16 protein-coding genes are annotated in these 17,248 nt (G+C 67.1%); 10 read left to right on the top strand and 6 right to left on the bottom strand.

Annotated features, from left to right (window positions below; translation table 11 throughout):
• Window positions 1–1,296, top strand: coding sequence for an aminotransferase class V-fold PLP-dependent enzyme (locus L1080_RS22320; protein ID WP_250777168.1), 1,296 nt, complete (start codon window positions 1–3; stop codon window positions 1,294–1,296).
• A 148-nt stretch (window positions 1,297–1,444) separates the two neighbouring features.
• Window positions 1,445–2,071: an LLM class oxidoreductase gene (locus L1080_RS22315; protein WP_159919007.1), complete on the top strand. Its 627-nt coding sequence runs from the start codon at window positions 1,445–1,447 to the stop codon at window positions 2,069–2,071.
• A 75-nt stretch (window positions 2,072–2,146) separates the two neighbouring features.
• Here the strand turns inward: L1080_RS22315 and L1080_RS22310 are convergent, their stop codons facing one another.
• From L1080_RS22310 to L1080_RS22300, 3 genes are all read right to left on the bottom strand, one after another.
• On the bottom strand, window positions 2,147–2,707 hold the full coding sequence (locus tag L1080_RS22310) for a flavin reductase family protein (RefSeq protein WP_109326417.1): 561 nt from the start codon (window positions 2,705–2,707) through the stop codon (window positions 2,147–2,149).
• A 38-nt stretch (window positions 2,708–2,745) separates the two neighbouring features.
• A complete protein-coding gene (locus tag L1080_RS22305; RefSeq protein WP_159919008.1) occupies window positions 2,746–3,219 on the bottom strand; it encodes a YbaK/EbsC family protein in 474 nt (157 codons plus the stop codon).
• Between the two features lie 76 nt (window positions 3,220–3,295).
• Complete coding sequence (locus L1080_RS22300) at window positions 3,296–4,345, bottom strand: hypothetical protein (protein ID WP_250777167.1); 1,050 nt, start codon at window positions 4,343–4,345, stop codon at window positions 3,296–3,298.
• A 123-nt stretch (window positions 4,346–4,468) separates the two neighbouring features.
• Here L1080_RS22300 and L1080_RS22295 point away from each other — a divergent pair, with 123 nt between their 5' ends.
• Window positions 4,469–5,047, top strand: coding sequence for a TetR/AcrR family transcriptional regulator (locus L1080_RS22295; RefSeq protein WP_250777178.1), 579 nt, complete (start codon window positions 4,469–4,471; stop codon window positions 5,045–5,047).
• 4 nt (window positions 5,048–5,051) lie between these two features.
• On the opposite strand, the gene L1080_RS22290 is transcribed toward L1080_RS22295, so the two are convergent.
• Entirely contained in the window at window positions 5,052–6,119 is a 1,068-nt protein-coding gene (locus L1080_RS22290; RefSeq protein WP_250777166.1) for an alpha/beta fold hydrolase, read from the bottom strand.
• A gap of 120 nt (window positions 6,120–6,239) precedes the next feature.
• Between L1080_RS22290 and L1080_RS22285 the strand changes: the two genes are divergently transcribed.
• Window positions 6,240–7,070 (top strand): crotonase/enoyl-CoA hydratase family protein, encoded by an 831-nt coding sequence (locus tag L1080_RS22285; RefSeq protein ID WP_250777165.1) that lies wholly within the window; start codon window positions 6,240–6,242, stop codon window positions 7,068–7,070.
• Window positions 7,071–7,185: 115 nt separating this feature from the next.
• On the top strand, window positions 7,186–8,883 hold the full coding sequence (locus tag L1080_RS22280; protein WP_284708955.1) for an MDR family MFS transporter: 1,698 nt from the start codon (window positions 7,186–7,188) through the stop codon (window positions 8,881–8,883).
• A 54-nt stretch (window positions 8,884–8,937) separates the two neighbouring features.
• On the opposite strand, the gene L1080_RS22275 is transcribed toward L1080_RS22280, so the two are convergent.
• Window positions 8,938–9,429 carry an inorganic diphosphatase gene (locus L1080_RS22275; protein ID WP_159919013.1) on the bottom strand — a complete coding sequence of 164 codons (492 nt, stop codon included), beginning with the start codon at window positions 9,427–9,429 and terminating at the stop codon, window positions 8,938–8,940.
• 135 nt (window positions 9,430–9,564) lie between these two features.
• Between L1080_RS22275 and dacB the strand changes: the two genes are divergently transcribed.
• The 4 genes from dacB to hpt are packed head-to-tail and all read left to right on the top strand — an operon-like array spanning window position 9,565 to window position 13,541.
• Window positions 9,565–10,950, top strand: coding sequence for a D-alanyl-D-alanine carboxypeptidase/D-alanyl-D-alanine endopeptidase (gene dacB / locus L1080_RS22270; RefSeq protein ID WP_250777177.1), 1,386 nt, complete (start codon window positions 9,565–9,567; stop codon window positions 10,948–10,950).
• A complete protein-coding gene (locus L1080_RS22265) occupies window positions 10,950–11,996 on the top strand; it encodes a zinc-dependent metalloprotease (RefSeq protein ID WP_250777163.1) in 1,047 nt (348 codons plus the stop codon). The genes dacB and L1080_RS22265 overlap by 1 nt, the downstream gene beginning before the upstream one ends.
• Before the next feature lie 8 nt (window positions 11,997–12,004).
• A complete protein-coding gene (tilS, locus tag L1080_RS22260) occupies window positions 12,005–12,982 on the top strand; it encodes a tRNA lysidine(34) synthetase TilS (RefSeq protein WP_250777162.1) in 978 nt (325 codons plus the stop codon).
• Window positions 12,983–12,986: 4 nt separating this feature from the next.
• Window positions 12,987–13,541 carry a hypoxanthine phosphoribosyltransferase gene (gene hpt, locus L1080_RS22255; RefSeq protein WP_109326452.1) on the top strand — a complete coding sequence of 185 codons (555 nt, stop codon included), beginning with the start codon at window positions 12,987–12,989 and terminating at the stop codon, window positions 13,539–13,541.
• 7 nt (window positions 13,542–13,548) lie between these two features.
• On the opposite strand, the gene L1080_RS22250 is transcribed toward hpt, so the two are convergent.
• On the bottom strand, window positions 13,549–15,690 hold the full coding sequence (locus L1080_RS22250; RefSeq protein ID WP_250777161.1) for a serine/threonine-protein kinase: 2,142 nt from the start codon (window positions 15,688–15,690) through the stop codon (window positions 13,549–13,551).
• A gap of 131 nt (window positions 15,691–15,821) precedes the next feature.
• On the opposite strand from L1080_RS22250, the gene L1080_RS22245 reads away from it, so the two are divergent.
• The gene (locus L1080_RS22245) at window positions 15,822–17,165 is read left to right on the top strand and encodes an amidase (protein WP_250777160.1); all 1,344 of its coding nucleotides are present in this window, start codon (window positions 15,822–15,824) and stop codon (window positions 17,163–17,165) included.
• Window positions 17,166–17,248: the final 83 nt, after the last annotated feature.

The following is a 17,248-nucleotide window of genomic DNA, read 5'->3' as shown; positions in this document are numbered from 1 at the left end:
ATGACTGCTGTATTGACCGCTGATGTGTGCGGAGCCCCCCTTGCCCCGGTTTCGGGCTCGGACCTGCGGGTTCCGCTGGTGCAGGGAGGTGACTGCACCTACGTCAACTTCGACTACGCGGCAAGCGCACCCGCACTGGCGCAGGTGACTGATCGAATCAGTGCATTGCTGCCGACGTACTCGAGCGTGCACCGCGGGGCCGGGTACGCATCCCGGGTGTCGACCGCCTGCTACGAGAAGGCGCGCGCCTCGGTTGCGCAGTTCGTGGGAGCTTGCGACGACCAGGTGGTGGTATTCACCCGGAACACCACTGATTCCCTCAACCTGCTGGCGGGGTGCGTTCCTGGTAGCACGGTGGTGCTCGATATCGAGCACCACGCTAATCTGTTGCCCTGGAAGAACTCCCGTGTCGTCCGGGCAGCTGACACCCTCGCCGAAACCGTTCGGTTGCTCGTGGCGGAATTGTGCTCGAAGCCCACTGCCCTTCTCGCTGTCACCGGTGCATCCAATGTCACCGGTGAGGTGCTGCCGATCGCGGTTCTGGCGGATGTCGCGCACCGTTGCGGTGCAAGGATTCTCGTCGATGGGGCGCAACTCGCGCCGCACAGGCGGATCGACCTGGAGGCATGGGGCGTCGACTACCTGGCGTTCTCCGGGCACAAGTTGTACGCACCCTTCGGGTCGGGCGTGCTGGTAGGAAAGCGTGACTGGCTCGATGCGGCGGAACCGTACCTCGCCGGCGGTGGGGCGGTGCGCAACGTGACCGTCGAATCCACCGAGTGGGCACCGGCTCCGGCCCGGCACGAGGCCGGCACTCCCAACGTCCTCGGCGCCGCAGCCCTCGCTGCGGCATGCGACGCGCTGGCCGAGTTGGACTTCGGTCGAGTAGCCGAGCATGAAGCGGCGTTGACGTCCCGACTTCTGTCCGGACTCGCGGACGTGGACGGTGTGGAATTTTTGCGGCTGTGGTCGGACGCGCCGGACACCGTGGGAATCGTGACGTTCACGATCGACGGGTACGAGCCCGGGGAGATCGCCGCCTACCTGTCTGCCGAGCACGGAATCGGAGTGCGTGACGGCAGGTTCTGCGCGCATCCGCTGCTGACGCGACTCGGCCGGCCAGACGGAGCAGTTCGGGTCAGCCTCGGTCTCGGCAGTTCCTCCGCCGATGTGGATCGGCTGGTGGACGCGGTCGCCGCATTGGTGGCCGGTCGTCGCAGTTGGGGCTATGCCAAGACCGACGGTCAGTGGAATCCGGTGCCGGAGACCCGTTTTTCGCACGACGCGCTACTATGAGCGCATGGCATCGCAGGCTGGGAGCGCAATGATTGCTCACTGGTGCCGTCGGCACGTCGATCTGTGCCGAACCGCCTCGGGTATGTGTTCGAGCTGACCGTTCTTTTCGGCTCCTGACATCGGCACACATTCTCCGAGGAAACCCCACATGTCTTCAGGCAACGTTTTGTCCTCCCGTACCCTCCGCGTCGCCGTCGAGCTGACCGGATCGGGTCACCATCCGGCAGCCATCGGGGCCGCAGGCACGCGGCCCATCAGCGGTGCGGACTACTGGGTGGAGCTCACCGCCGATTCGGCGGACCCGCTCGACCTGACCTCCTTCCCGCCCGATGTGGTCCGGATCCGCGCCACCGATCTGCGGGGAGCGCAGCAGGAACGCGCCCGGGTGCGCGCCGAAACTCTCGCCGCGGGGCGCGATCCCGACAGCGTCACAGTGCTGGTCGATCTCGAGGTACTGATCGCCGCGGAAGCTCGCACCGCGCGCAAGGAGCTGGCACTGCTCGACAGCGCACTGGAAAGCCCACGAACCCCCGAGTCACTGCAGTACGTCGGGACTCCGGTGGGGCTCGCCGGGCTGATCGCCGACATCCAGGCTGCCGGGGTGGCCGACGGTGTGACCCTGCTTCCGCTGACTCTGCCCAGGGTGCTCGAGCAGCTGGTCGACGGCACATTGCCCTGGTTGGAGCAGCGCGGGCTCGTCACGTCCGCGGAAGCTGTCGACGAGGCCTTGCGACGTTTCGACCTTCCACGCCGACAGCGTGAACTCGCTTCCTGAGGTTTCGACGCGCAGTCGCATACGACGCCGTGGGCCGGGAATCTCAGGATTCCCGGCCCACGGCGTCGTGCGATGTCAGTTGTCGAGCGGGGTCGGCCGGTAGTACCGCCCCTCGTGATACAGAAGGGGTGCGGCGGCGGACTCGTCGTCGTCCTCGGCGTGAACCCGCGTGACCAGCCCGATGACCAGCGTGTGATCACCGACCGGAATCAACTGGTCCACGGTGACCCGGAGCCAGCTCGGGGTCCCGTGCAGCACCGGCTCCCCGGTGTCGAGCCGAGCCCAGAGCGACCGGTCGGCGAATCGTTGGTCGGCGCTGCGTGCGAATCGCTGCGCCAGATGCTGCTGATGTTCGCCGAGCAGGTGGATCACCAGGGAATCGGCGGAATGCAGCGCGCCGATGCTGGATGAGGAATGCGCGATGTTGAATGACACCAGCGGAGGATTCAGGGAGACGGACGCAAAGGACGTGGCCGTGAACCCCACCGGCCCGGCCTCGGAATCGAGCGTCACGATAGTGACTCCCGCCGGATGACGCCGCAGCGCGGCGCGGTAGTCCTCGGCGCTGATCCCGGTAGCAAGTTCGGCCTCGGCCTCGCCACCCGCGGCGCGGACGGAATCGGTGTTCTTCGCCATGATGGCGTCAACTATAGGCGGATGGCCGATCGAGGGAATCAGTCGACGTCGATGGCGAGGCCCGCGGTAATGCGCACCAGCTCGGAGAAGGACGTGCGGAACACGGTGTCGGGGTGTCCGGCGGCGGCCCACAACTCCGAATGCTTGGCCAGCGCGTTGTCCACGTACGTCGGCAGGTTGGTGGGGTGCCCGAGCGGGGCGATGCCACCGATCGGCTGTCCGGTGGCGATCCGCACCATCTCGAGCGGTGCCCGCGTCAGGTTTCCCTGCAGTCGTTTGCCGGTGTTCGCGAGGTCGACCTCGTGTGCCCCCGACACCAGGAGGAGAATCGGGTCGTCGTCCAGAAGGAACACCAACGACTTGGTGATGGCCCCGATGTCCACACCCAAAGCCTTTGCTGCCTCGTCGGCGGTGTGAATGGACTCCGGCTGGGTGACGATGACCCCGTGGTGTCCTCGCGCGATCAGAGTTTCGGCGACATGCGCGGCGTGGGGGTGCAGGGGCGTCGGCATGAACCAAGAGTAGGGCCATAACTCCGGAACGACACGTGGACGCGTCGTCCGAGACGACATCGACACGGGGCGTGGTCTATTCCGGCCTGGAAACCCGGCGGGCGGTGAAGCCGAAGAGCAACGCAAGTCCGAGCAGGGCGTAGAGCGCCAGTGTCAGCGCAGGCGCCCCCGCGCCCACATCGTCGAAGTAGACGATGCTGCGGACACCCTCCGTCCCCGCACCCGGGGTGATCCACCGCCCGATTGCCGCATAGAAGGTGGGGATGACGTTGGAACCGAACGCACCGCCCGCACTCGGGTTGCCGAGGATCACGAAGACGGCGATGGCGAGCGGCACGGCAAGGACTCCGATCGCCGCCCGCAGTCCCAACGTGAACACGGCTGTCCCGAAGACGACCCCGGTACCGAGGAGCCAGAGGGGAAACCAGTGGCCGGCGAAGGTGCCCAGCACGTGCGTGGTGATCAGCGCACCCAGAGCGCCGGAGATCACGGCGTATCCGAAGAGAACGCCGACGTGTGCCGCCGCCTGCCGCAGCGACGTAGGTGCTCCGATGAACAGCCCGATCGCGGCCGCAAGGAGGTAGCCGCCGACCACCCAGCCGACCGACAGATAGAAGCCGGACAGTCCGCGATTGTCGTGGACGCCCACCGGGATCTCGTCACGAACCGTGAACTGCCGTCCCTGCGCATTGTCGACCTGTGTGAACACCGACTCGAGGGCGGAGGAGATAGAACTCCCACCGGCGCTTGCCGTGATCAGCGTGTCCGCACCGACTGGTTCGATCACGTAGGCGCCCTGAATCTCGCGGGCATGCAGGAGCCGCCGCGCCTGCGCCGCGTCGGACACGATGCGCGCGTCGAGTGGGCGTCCGTCGATCCCATTGAGCCGGTCGGCGACCTGCTGGTCGACGCCGGGCGGCAGTCCCGGGGCGGCCACGACCGCAATCTCGATACCGCGGGGAGTGGGCTGATGGAATGCGGCCACATAGCTGAGGATGAAACCGAGCTGCAGTACGAGAACACCGAGGACGAGTGCCACCATGACCTGCGGTGTGCCGTACCGGGACGCGGGGCCGTCCGGGTGTTGTGGCGAGAAAGGGGCTTGTTCGGTCTCGGTCGTGGTCATCAGTAATCCTCATCCTTGTCGATACCTCGGGTATTCAATACCGTAGGTATCGTGCCCGAACATGGTCAACACGACAGTCGTCACACCGAATGGACGCCGGCGACGCGTCCCGGCCGTGATGTAGTGCGGCAACGACTGCTCGACGCGGCGGCGGAAGAGTTCGCGGAACGAGGCTTCAACGCCGCGCGTCTCACCGAGGTTGCGCGGCGCGCGGGATTTACCAAGGGTGCCGTGTACTCGAACTTCGAGTCGAAACAGGACCTGTTCGCCGAACTCTTCGCCCAGCGTTCACTCGAACTCGCCGGCCGCGCCCTCGCCGAAATAGCGGGGCTGAACCCGTCGGCCGCAGTCGAAAGAGGCGGCGAGGCGATCGCCTCATGGATGATGCGCGAGCCGGGGTGGTCGCTGCTGGTGCTCGAGTTCGGCGTACTCGCTGCACGGGACCCACAGATCGCGCAGGCCTACCTTCGCGAACGACGACACCTACGGTCGCGGCTCGTCGAGCTGATCGGTGAGCGCGCCCGCGAATGGGGAGTCGAAGACACCCTCGACGTGCGAACCACCGCCATTTCTCTGATGGCACTGATCTCGGGCTTGGTGCTCGAGCACTCGGTCGATCCCGAAGAGGTGGATCACACGACGATGGGAGCGGCCGTCGCAGCGCTGTTCGCTGGCGCTGTCGCAGGCGCCGGCCGGGCTTGACCCGTCATGCGATGCGTGCGACGGCGTCGTCCAGGAACGCGTCGATGTGCGCCCAGGTGGTCGTGCGCGCAGTCGGTCCGGCCACCAGGCCCAGGTGACTACCGGGAGCTGACTCGTACCGCGCCGACGGCGATCCCGTCAGCACGTCGGTAGCGGCCCGAACGGAGGCGACGGGGGCGATGACGTCCTCGGTGCCGCCGATCGCGAGCACCGGAACGCTGATGTCCGCCAGCGACACCGGGCCGTTCCTCGTCTCGAATTTCCCTGCGACGAGCGCATTCCCGAGGATCAACTGCGTGCAGACCTGCTGGAAGAATCGCGCGGGGTAACCCGGCATATCTGCCATGAACCGGTCGATGGACTCCATGCGGGCGAGGGTCTCCGTGTCGTGCAGATTGCGCGCGATGAACCATGGCTTGGTGAGTTCCCGCTGCAGTGCGGTGAATCGATAACTCGCCTGGACGAGTGGCGCCGGAAGGCCGCCCATCATCCCGGTCACGGCGGTGAGCGGCCGGTCTCCGGTGAAACGGCCCACGGTCCGCAACGGCGCGATCATCGAGACGGCGCGGTAGTCGATCGGTGTTCCGATCGCGGTGACCGAACCGATGGGAAGGTCGCCGCGGCCCGCGGCCGTCAACAACGACAGGGTTCCGCCGAGGCTCCATCCGATCAGGTCGACTGGAGCTTCGTCGTGGAAACGGGACACCTGCTCGAGCGCGGTCGGGATGATGTCTTCGATCCAGTCCTCGAACCCGAGGTCGCGGTCGGCGTAGCCCATCGACCCGTAGTCCAGGAGGTACGTCGCCTTGCCGGAGTCGACGAGGTGCGCGGCCAGGCTCTGTCCCGGCCGGAGGTCGAAGCACTGCGCGGGCGCGGCCAACGGGGGGACGAGAAGGACGGGGCGGGCATCAGTGATCGAGTTGCCGTCGAAGCGGTAGAGGTCACGATGGGGACCTTCCGAGATCAGGGTCGAGGGTGTGCGCTCCACCGGTGCGATACCACCACCGAAGGACAGTCGCCACGCGTTGCGGGTGAGCGTGTCGAGGGTGGGGGTCCAGGCGATGTCGAGCACGGGGGTCCTCTCGTGGTGATGCCGATCCGAGATCAGATAACTGTGACGACAACATACAGTTAGTTCGACCTCTCGCGGACACCGACCGTCGCGGCTGGGACCGATGGTTACTCTTGAGTAATGACCGAATCGAAGACCTGGAACGCGTTCACCGTCGATCGAAAGGATCGCGTCGCGCGGGTGACACTCATCGGGCCCGGGAAGGGCAACGCGATGGGTCCCGATTTCTGGAGTGAACTCCCCGACATCTTCGGTGAGCTGGACGCCGACCCGGAGGTGCGCGCCGTCGTCATCGCCGGTTCGGGCAAGCACTTCTCCTTCGGCCTCGACCTACCGGCCATGAGCGGGAGCTTCGGAGCCGTCCTGGCGGACAAAGCCCAAGCCGGCCCGCGGACGGCCTTCCACGACACGATCAAGCGCATGCAGTCCGGCATCAACGCGGTGGCCGACTGCCGCAAGCCTGTTATCGCTGCAGTTCACGGCTGGTGCATCGGCGGCGGCGTCGATCTGATCTCGGCGGCCGACATCCGCTACGCCAGCGCTGACGCGCGGTTCAGCATCCGCGAAGTGAAGGTCGCGATCGTCGCAGACATGGGTAGCTTCGCCAGGCTTCCCGCGATCATCGGTGACGGACACTTGCGCGAACTCGCGCTCACCGGCAAGGACATCGATTCGGCACGCGCCGAGAAGATCGGATTGATCAACGACGTGTACGAGGACGCTGACGCCGTGCTCGCGGCGGCGCACGCCACCGCCGACGACATTGCGGCGAACCCACCGCTGGTGGTTCACGGGATCAAGGACGTTCTCGACCACTCCCGCTCGGCCGCGGTGAACGACAGCCTCCGTTACGTCGCCGCCTGGAACGCAGCCTTCCTCCCGTCGCAGGATCTGACCGAGGCGATCACCGCCGTCTTCGAGAAGCGGGAGCCCGAGTTCACGGGCGAATAGCCCGTTCGCTGACACAGCCGCACCCTCCGGGGTGCGGCTGGTTGCGTTCACAGACCCTTATCCGCAGGTAAAGCCCAGTTCATCAGTTGCCCGGAACCTCGCCGCGCTCGCATACTTGCGGACTACAAGTAAACGACAGCGCAGCGAGGAAACAGTGTCGAATTCGGTCGAAACGCCGGTGGCCTACACCCACCGGCAGATCTTGGCTGTACTCAGTGGGTTGATGCTCGGCATGTTCCTGGCCGCGCTCGACCAGACGATCGTGGCGACGGCGATCCGGACGATCGCCGACGACCTCGACGGGTATTCACTGCAGGCGTGGGCGACCACCGCGTACCTCGTCACCGCCACCCTGGCGACGCCGCTCTACGGCAAACTGTCCGACATCTACGGCCGCAAGCCGTTCTTCATGTTTGCGATCACGGTGTTCGTGATCGGCTCGGTCCTGTGCACGTTCTCGACGTCGATGTACATGCTCGCGGCCTTCCGCGCAGTCCAGGGACTCGGCGCCGGCGGCCTGTTCTCATTGGCGCTCACCATCATCGGCGACATCGTCTCCCCGCGTGAACGGGCCAAGTACCAGGGCTACTTTCTGGCCGTGTTCGGCACGTCCAGCGTCCTCGGGCCGGTCCTCGGCGGGGTGTTCGCCGGACAGGACGAGTTCCTCGGAATCGACGGCTGGCGTTGGGTTTTCCTCGTCAACGTGCCGGTGGGACTCGTCGCGCTCACCGTCGTCTCCCGGGTGCTGCACCTGCCGCGACGACCGAGCGGAAGCCGGCGGATCGACTGGTGGGGTGCGATCGCTCTCGCGGTGGGTGTCGTGCCGTTGCTCGTGGTCGCCGAACAGGGGCGCAGCTGGGGATGGGACAGCTCGAAATCGTTGGCGTGCTACGTCATCGGCGTCACCGGAGTGCTGGCATTCGTGCTCGTGGAGCTGGCGATGAAAGACGACGCACTCATCCCGATGCGCTTCTTCCGCAACAGCACGTTCGCGCTCGGCGTCGTCATCAGTCTCGTCGTGGGCGCCGTCATGTTCGGCGGCATCACCCTCCTACCTCAGTATTTGCAGGTGGTGAAGGGCTCGAGCCCGACCCTGGCGGGTTTCCAGATCCTGCCGATGGTCCTCGGTCTGATGGCCGGATCGGTGGTCAGCGGTCAGATGATCTCGCGGACAGGTCGTTACCGGTATTTCCCGATCCTGGGTACCGCCCTGATCGTGGTAGGCGCGTTCCTGCTGCACACGCTGGCCGCCGACACCCCGATGCCCGTGGTGATGGTGTTCATGCTGATTCTCGGGCTCGGTCTCGGAAACCTGATGCAGCCCCTCACCCTCGCCATTCAGAACGCGCTGCCCCCACAGGACATGGGGGTGTCGACCGGAGCGGCCACCTTCTTCCGGCAGATCGGCGGCACCGCCGGCGTCGCGATCTTCCTGTCGATCCTCTTCTCCCGCCTCACCCCGGCCATCGGCGAGCGAGTGACCGCCGCAGCCGGCACACCCGACTTCCGTCGAGCCGTCGCCGCGGCCGCGCAGAGCAACGACCCCGCCGAGGCCGCCATGGGCCGGGGAATGCTCAGCCCCGACCACGCCGGCGTGAGCGGCGTCCTCACGGACAGTTCGGTGATCGGAAAACTCGACGAAGTGCTGGCCCTTCCCTTCCGGGAGGGATTCGCCGACGCAATCGGATCCGTCTTCTTCAGCGTGTCGATGCTCGCCGTCGTCGCCTTCGTCCTCACCGTCCTGTGGAAGGAAGTTCCGCTCCGCAGCGAGTCCGGACTTCAGGCAGCGGCGCGGGGAGAAGCGGAGGTGTGAGACGACAACGGCGCCCACCCCGCGGGGATGGGCGCCGAGCGTTGGCGGGACCGGTCAGTGCCCGCCGTTGTCCTTCAGACGCTTGAACGACGCCTCGACCTCGGCCTTGGCCTCGGACAGCCCCACCCAGTCGGCGGCCTCGACGTGCTTGCCGGGCTCCAGGTCCTTGTAGTGGACGAAGAAGTGCTTGATGGCGTCCAGTTCGAACTGGGGAACGTCGCCGATGTCCTGAATGTGGTCCCAGCGCGGGTCACCCGCGGGCACGCACAGCACCTTGTCGTCGCCGCCGGCCTCGTCGACCATCTTGAACATGCCGACCGGCCGCGCCTCGACGATCACGCCGGGGAACACCGACTCCGGAAGCAGCACAAGTGCGTCCAGCGGGTCGCCGTCCTCGCCGAGCGTGTTCTCGATGAAGCCGTAGTCGGCCGGGTAGCCGAATGCCGTGTAGAGGTAACGGTCCAGCTTTACGCGACCGGTCTCGTGGTCGACCTCGTACTTGTTTCGCTGACCCTTGGGGATCTCGATGGTGACGTCGAACTCCACGCCGATTCCTCGCTGTCGTGTCGGTGATGATTCCGGGGAAGGATATCGGGTCGAGGATAAGGTTGGTGTGCTGACCACCCACGAGATGCAAGTGAAGAACACGGAGGCGCGTTGCCGGGCCAGGGAAAGAAGAAGATGGGCTCGTTAGCGGGACGTCACCGTCGGAACATGCGGATACTCCTCGCAGCGGTAGTCGTGGCGGTGCTCGCCGTGGCCGCCGTCCTCGTGATCGCCGTCAGCACGCAAGGCGCCTCGGCGAGCCGTGGTGAGCTGACGATCGCGCCGGTCCCTGCGCCGATCACCGCCGCGCCGCAGGTCAGGCCCGTTCCGGACGACGCGCCGTTACCGACGCCGCAGGGAATCGCCTCTGCAGTCGGCCCGGCGTCCGCCGATCCGGCGCTCGGAAAGTTCAGCGGCACGGTGGCCGATGCCGTCACCGGTCAGGTGTTGTGGAGCGTCGCCCCGCAGACGCCGATGACGCCCGCCTCCACCACCAAGGTGCTCACGGCGGCGGCGGCGCTGCTGTCGTTGCCGTCCGATCACCGGGTGACCACCAAAGTTGTTCAGGGCGCGAAGCCCGGAGAAATCGTGCTCGTCGCAGGGGGTGACCCCACGATCACCGCGAAACCGGTGGGCGAGAACGGCTATTACCCCGGCGCGGCGCATCTGTCCCAGTTGGTGGATCAGATCCGGGCGGCGGGCGTCGCCGCCACCGACATCGTGGTCGACACCGGCATCTATACGGGCGGGACCATGGCGCAGGGCTGGTTCCCGGCTGATGTCGGCGCCGGCTTCATCACTCCCACCGAACCGATCATGATCGACGGCGGGCGGGCAGATCCTCTGGTGGACGAGTCGCCGCGAACCACCACGCCGGCGCTGGACGCCGGGCGGGCGCTGGCAAGCGCGCTCGGGGTGAGCCCGTCCGCGGTCACGACCGGTGTCGCAGCACCCGGTGCGGCCACCATCGCTTCCGTGGACTCTGCGCCGCTCCGTGAGCGGTTGCGGCAAATGATGGAACACTCGGACAATGTGCTTGCCGAAGCGATCGGGCGGGAGGTTGCCATGAATGCCGGCGCAGACGCTTCATTTGCGGGAGCCGTCGCCACGATCGGCCAGAAGCTGTTCGAGGCCGGATTCGACATGTCGGGCCTCACTCTGCACGACGCAAGCGGGTTGTCCGTCGACAACCGCATCGCACCCCAACTGCTCGACCAGGTTCTGACCGCCGCCGCGGGAGACGGCACGCCCGCCCTGCGGCCCATGCTCGACTACTTGCCCGTGGCCGGAGCGACGGGAAGTCTCTCGGACCGCTACGCGTCGGGCAACCGCACCGGTGCCGGGTGGGTGCGCGCGAAAACCGGCACGCTGTCCACTGCGAGCGCGCTCGCCGGGTACGTCGTGGACCAGAACGGCCGGGTGCTGACCTTCGCGCTGATGTCCAACGATCGGCCCCCGGAGGTCAGTCGCCCCGCTCTCGACGCGCTGGCGGCCGCCCTCCGCACGTGCGGGTGCCAGTGATGGCCACCGACAAGAATGCGTTCAGTGGAGTCGTCGACTGGAAACTCGCTGCCCGGACGGGTGTGAAGCTGGCCCGGAGCGGTCCGGCCACCTCGCGGTACACGGCCGAGGCCGTCGTCGCGGAGTTGGCCGACGCGTCCATGCGCGCGGAACTGCCGGTTCGGGAAGTGACCGGGCTGGCCGACGGACTGCCCGTACCGACGGCCCAGATCCTCGACCGGGCGGGGTGGATCCACGCCGCTGCCCATTCGATGTCGCAGCTCACCGGCGGCGACTCCGCACCCGGACTCCTCCTGGGAAAGCCGGCCGGTATCCAGGCCGGTGCCATGCTCGCCTACCTGTCCTCGGCGATCCTCGGCCAGTACGACCCCTTCACCGGGGACAACGGAACCCTACTGCTGGTGGCACCGAACGTGGTGACCGTCGAGCGGGCACTGCGCGTGAACCCGAGCGACTTCCGGCTGTGGGTGTGCCTGCACGAGGTGACCCATCGGGTCCAGTTCTCGTCCTCGCCCTGGCTGACGCAGTACATGCAGGATGCGGTCGACACCCTGGGAACCTCCGACGACGAGTCGGTGGCCGATGTCGTCGGACGGCTGTCGGCCGCGGTGCGGGACCGCGGGCGCCCGGCCCCGGATGCGTCCGGCGCCCCCGGCGGAATCGTCGGACTGCTGCGCGCCACCCAGGCCGAACCGCAACGCGAGGCCCTCGACCGTCTCCTGGTTCTCGGCACCCTCCTCGAGGGGCACGCCGATCACGTGATGGACGCGGTCGGGCCGGCCGTGGTCCCGTCGGTGACCACGATCCGCGCTGCCTTCGACAACCGGCGTCGCCGCAAGAGCAACCCGGTGCAGCGTCTGATCCGGGCGCTGCTCGGGATGGACGCGAAGATGGCGCAGTACGTCCGCGGCAAGGCGTTCGTCGACGCCGTCGTCGGCGAAGTCGGCATGGACCGATTCAACGTGATCTGGACCGGCCCCGACACCCTGCCCCGGCTGGCCGAGATCGATCGCCCGGCCGACTGGGTGTCGCGGGTACTGGGCTGAGACTCGCCGTGCTGCTTCCCGAGGAGCCGGCGATTCTCGAGGTGCGTCACGCAGTGCGGCGCTGGCTCGCGCAGCACTGTCCCGGCGGTGTGGTCGCCGTGGCGCTGTCCGGCGGTCCCGACTCGCTGGCGCTGACGGCCGCAGCGGCGGCGGAAGCGCGCACGGTCCGCGCCCTGGTGGTCGATCACCGGCTGCAGACCGGTTCCGCCGACGTGGCACAGGAAGCAGCCGCCCGCGCCCGCGCACTCGGGTGCGTGTCCGCCGAGGTGCTGGCCGTCGACGTGACCGGTTCCGGCGGACTCGAGGCGGCCGCCCGCGACGCCCGCTACCGTGCTCTCGACTCGGCCCGTCGGAGCGATCCGGTGTTGCTGGGCCACACCCTGGACGATCAGGCCGAAACCGTGCTGCTGGGCCTGGCCCGGGGATCGGGCGGCCGATCCATCTGGGGAATGAGTGCCTACGACAGCCCGTGGGGACGCCCACTGCTCGGCGTCCGACGAGCCGTCACCCACCAGGCGTGCACCGAACTCGGACTCCTCCCGCACGAGGACCCGCACAACGCATCCCCGGACTTCACCAGGGTTCGGTTGCGCACGGAGGTACTGCCGCTGCTCGAGGACGTCCTCGGCGGCGGTGTCGCGGGCGCGCTCGCCCGCACCGGCGAGCAGTTGCGCGAAGAGGGCGCCGTCCTCGACTCGGTCGCGGACACGGTCGGTGCGCGTGCCGTGGTCGACGGAGAGCTCGACGTCGCAGTCCTGGCGGATGCCGCACCCCCGATACGCCGGCGGGTGTTGCGAACGTGGCTTCTCGCGGCGGGCGCGCGGGGGCTCGGCGACAAACAGTTACGGGCCGTCGACGACCTCGTCGTGCAGTGGCGTGGGCAGGGTCCGGTCGCAGTCGGTGGCGGGACACCGGACGCCAGGTTGGTGGTCTGCCGACGACGTGGCAGGCTGAACGTCGGATTGGACGACCGACGAAGGGTTTGACCGCGTGTACGAAGGCGACATCGCATCGGTACTGATCTCCGAAGACGAGATTCGTCGACGCACCGTCGAGCTGGCCGAGGAAATCGCGAAGCGATACCCGGAGGGGACCCCTGAAGGGGATTTACTCCTGGTCGGTGTCCTGAAGGGCGCCATCTTCTTCATGACCGACTTTGCGCGGGCTCTGCCCATCCCCACGCAGATGGAATTCATGGCCGTCAGCTCCTACGGATCGTCGACATCGTCCTCGGGCGTCGTCCGCATCCTCAAGGATCTCGACAAGGACATCGCCGGTCGGCACGTGCTCATCGTCGAGGACATCATCGACTCCGGACTGACGCTGTCCTGGCTGATGCGTAACCTGTCGAGCCGCAATCCGGCATCGCTCGAGGTGGTCACGTTGCTCCGCAAGCCTGATGCCATCAAGGTCGACGTCAACGTCGCGAATGTCGGCTTCGACATCCCCAACGAGTTCGTGGTCGGATACGGACTCGATTACGCCGAGCGGTACCGCGACCTGCCCTATATCGGGACTCTCGAGCCTTCCGTCTACGGCGGCTGAGCATCCGCTAGCGCACGGACTCGTGGGACACGACGGGTTCGAGCGCCCGCAGGTCCTCCTCCAGTTGGCGGAACAGCCAATAGACACCGACGAACGCGACGATCCCGCCGAGGCACAGGATGCGGACTGCGATGATCACCAGAGTGATCTCGTCGGGCGACAGGAAGGTCACGCCGGCCACACCGGCCAGCGGAACAGACGCGGCCACCGCGAGATACAGGGTGCTGCGCCGATCCAAACCCCGAAGTTTTTGCGCATCGGCACTGCTGGCGATGTCCTGCGGTAGCAGGCTGGGATAGATGCAGCGCACCGCGAAGAAGGCGACGACGAAGAACGGGTACGCCACCGACACCGCGCCGCACACGATCAGTGACGCGATGAAGTGCACGTATGCGCCCGGCGGAACGCCCCCGGCCGCCAGCTGCAGCGAAATCGGATATGCGACCCCGGCGACGAACCACAACCCGAACACGACCAGCACGACGCGGTCGCCGAGGAGCAGGGTGTCGGTGCGCGCGCGGGTGAGAGTGTGCCGGTCGTACGTGCGCCCCTTGCGCAGTCCGCGCGGCACCAGCAGGGGATAGCGGCACCAGTACAGCAGCAGGATCGCGCCCAGCGGAAACGCAATCGAGTTGATCACCAGCTGTATCTGCTCGAAGGATTGTTGCGCCTCGGGAGTGAGCGCACTGATGATCAGCATCTTGTTGTGGTGATAGTTGTAGATTCCGGCCAGAGCGTTCGGCGCCGCGATACCGACGACGAGGATCGGCAGGGCCCAGCGGCGCAACCGCATGCGCCAACTGTGTGGCGGCGGGTCGACGAGGTCGCGGGCACGCGGATTGAGGCAGAGGTCGAACTGCTTGGCCAGCTCCGCTCCGCTCGACCAGCGTCCTTCGGGCTTCGGCGACAGGCAGGTCAGCAACACGCGCCGCAACGATGCGGGGCAGTCGTAGGGCAGGTGGTCGAGAAACTCGGGATCGATGGCGCGACTGCGGTGATCCAGCATCGCCTCGAGCCCGACCAGCGACTCACTCGACACGTCCTCGTCGGGGAAGGGGCGTCGCCCGCACATCAACTCCCACAGCATTACGCCCAGCGCGAAGATGTCGCTGCGGGTGTCCAGATCCGCCGCGGTGCCCGGCATGCCGCGATGACACGCTTCGAGCTGCTCGGGCGACATGTAGGCGAGGGATCCACCGAAGTACGCCAGCGGTGACGCTCCCGAGACGGAGTCGCTGAAACTGATGTTGAAGTCGGCAAGCTTGGGCACACCCTCGGCCGTGAGCAGGATGTTGGCCGGTTTGATGTCGCGGTGCAGAACCCCGCGTTTGCCGGCGTAGTCGAGGGCGTCCGCCAGCCGCCTGCCCAGCCACGCGATCGTTTCCGGCCAGGTCAACGACGCTATCTCCGCCCGGACACTCGAATCGGTGGGCCGGATCTCACCCTTCTCCCGCATTTCCTCGTCCACTACCTCGAGCAGGAGGCTGCCGTTCCGCTCGCGTTCGGGTGTGACGCGGACACGCCGCAGCACCCGCAGCAGCGTCCCACCCGGGAGGTACTGCATATAGAGCAGGCGGAGCTTGCGGTCCTCGAGTAGTCGCTGATCGAACACCCGCACGATGTAATCGTGGTCGAGTTGCGCGAGAGTTTGCGGTTCGTTGCCGTGGTCGTGCGAGATCTTCACCGCAACGAGGCGTTGCATCGAACGCTGCCGGGCCAGGAACACCCGGCCGAACGCGCCGCTGCCCAAACCCATCAGCAGATCGAAGTCGTCGACCTGCTGACCGACCTCGACATCGTCGAGGGTCTCTCGGGTCGGCGGTCTGGTGATCAGAGTGTCGACGGGAACCGCGGTGACAGTGCGGCTACCCTCGCTCGGACGCTCGGCGCCCAGTGTCGGAGCGGCAGCCGTTCGCTCACCGTCAATCGTCGGAGCAGCAGCCGTTCGCTCACCGCTCAGCTGTGCAGAAACGGTTCGCTCACCGCCGAGCTGTGCAGACATGGTTCGCTCACCGCTCACTGGCGACGGGCCGGCCGCGACCGTCGCTTCACTGCTCTCGTGGTCGGAGTTCTGGACTCCGACGGTCTCTTCGGCAGAGGTTGATTCAGCGGCTGATCTGTCTCTGCCCGACCCGTTTCCTCTGGTCATAGCGCTTCGAGGTTCTACTGGGCGGGTGTAGCGAGCCCCGTCCGGGGACAAGCGAATGGTAACCCCGCGGACCTACCGTATCCAGCGCGAATAGTCGAAATGATGGAGTCGCCGAAACCTATACTCGAATGATGGGCGATCACCCGCTCTCCTCGGCCATCGGCATCGCCGACCGTGTTCGCTCCGGCATGTCGAGTCCGGTCGAGGCCGTGGAGTCGGCTTTGGCCGTCATTGCGGAACGAGACCCGAAGATCCACGCATTCGTCAGCGTCCTCGCCGAGCAGGCCCGCGCCGACGCTCTCGCCCTCACACATCGTGCCGATCTGTCCTCGCTGCCGCTCGCGGGCGTACCTGTCGCGATCAAGGACGACATTCCGGTCGCCGGCCAGCCGATGAGAGAAGGATCGCACGCGACGAGCTCCGAGCCGAAGGCCTCCGACCATTCCGTCGTGGCCAGGCTGCGGGCAGCGGGAGCCGTCGTCGTCGGGCTGACCGCCCTTCCCGAACTTGCCGTGTGGGGCACGACCGACGCTCCCGGCGTCATCACCCGCAATCCATGGAACCTCTCGCGCACGTGCGGTGGCTCGTCCGGGGGGTCGGCTGCGGCGGTCGCTGCCGGAATGGTCCCGATCGCCCACGGGACGGACGGTCTGGGTTCCATACGCATCCCGGCCGCGAATTGCGGCGTGTTCGGTATCAAGCCGGGGCGTGGGGTGGTGCCCTCGGAACTCGGTGCGACGTCCTGGTTCGGCATGGCGGAGAACGGCCCGCTGGCGACGACGGTGGCTGATGCCGCCTTGATGCTGTCCGTACTGGCGGATCGCCCTGAACTAGCGCAACTCGCCCAGCCTGCACCCCTGCGGATCGCGGTGGCGCCCGGATCGCCGACCCACTTGTCCGTCGTGGATCCGCATTGGCGGGCGGCAACCGAGCGGGCCGGCACGGAACTGGCTTGCTCCGGCCATCGCGTGGAGTCGGCGAAGCTGCCGTACCCGGTGAACCTTCTCCCCGTCCTCGCCCGGTGGACTGCCGGAACGGCAGCCGACGCGGAGGAACTCGACTTCCGGCAACTGCAGCGTCGCACCCGGCGACACGTGGCCGTCGGCCGAGGGCTCCGACGAGTGGTCCGTTCGCAGCAGGTGGTCCGGCTCGAGCAGACGATGTTCGCCTTCTTCGCCGATTACGACGTCGTGATCACGCCCACACTCGCCCAGCCGCCGCTGGCCGCCGCGGCCTGGAGCGAGCGATCCTGGACGTCGAATATCGTCGCCAACGTCCGGTACGCCCCGTTCACGGCGCTCTGGAACCTCGTCGGGTGGCCGGCGGCAAGCGTCCCGGTGGGCACGCATCCGCAGTCGGGCACCCCGCTCGCGGTGCAGATCGCCGCGCCACCGGGAGGCGAGGCACGCATTCTGGCACTCGCCGCCCACATCGAACGTGTCGCGGCCTGGCCGAGAGTGGCGCCTGCGCGGTGAGCGACGGCAGTGGTCCGCGCGCCGACGGGGCCGAGGGAACCTGGGGGCGGTCGCATGCGTTGACGTAGAGATACCGTCCCCAC

The sequence above is a fragment of the Rhodococcus sp. MSC1_016 genome (genome assembly GCF_023667485.2).
Classification (GTDB): Bacteria; Actinomycetota; Actinomycetes; order Mycobacteriales; family Mycobacteriaceae; genus Rhodococcus_F; species Rhodococcus_F oxybenzonivorans.
This window is presented reverse-complemented; position numbering and strand designations above follow the sequence as displayed.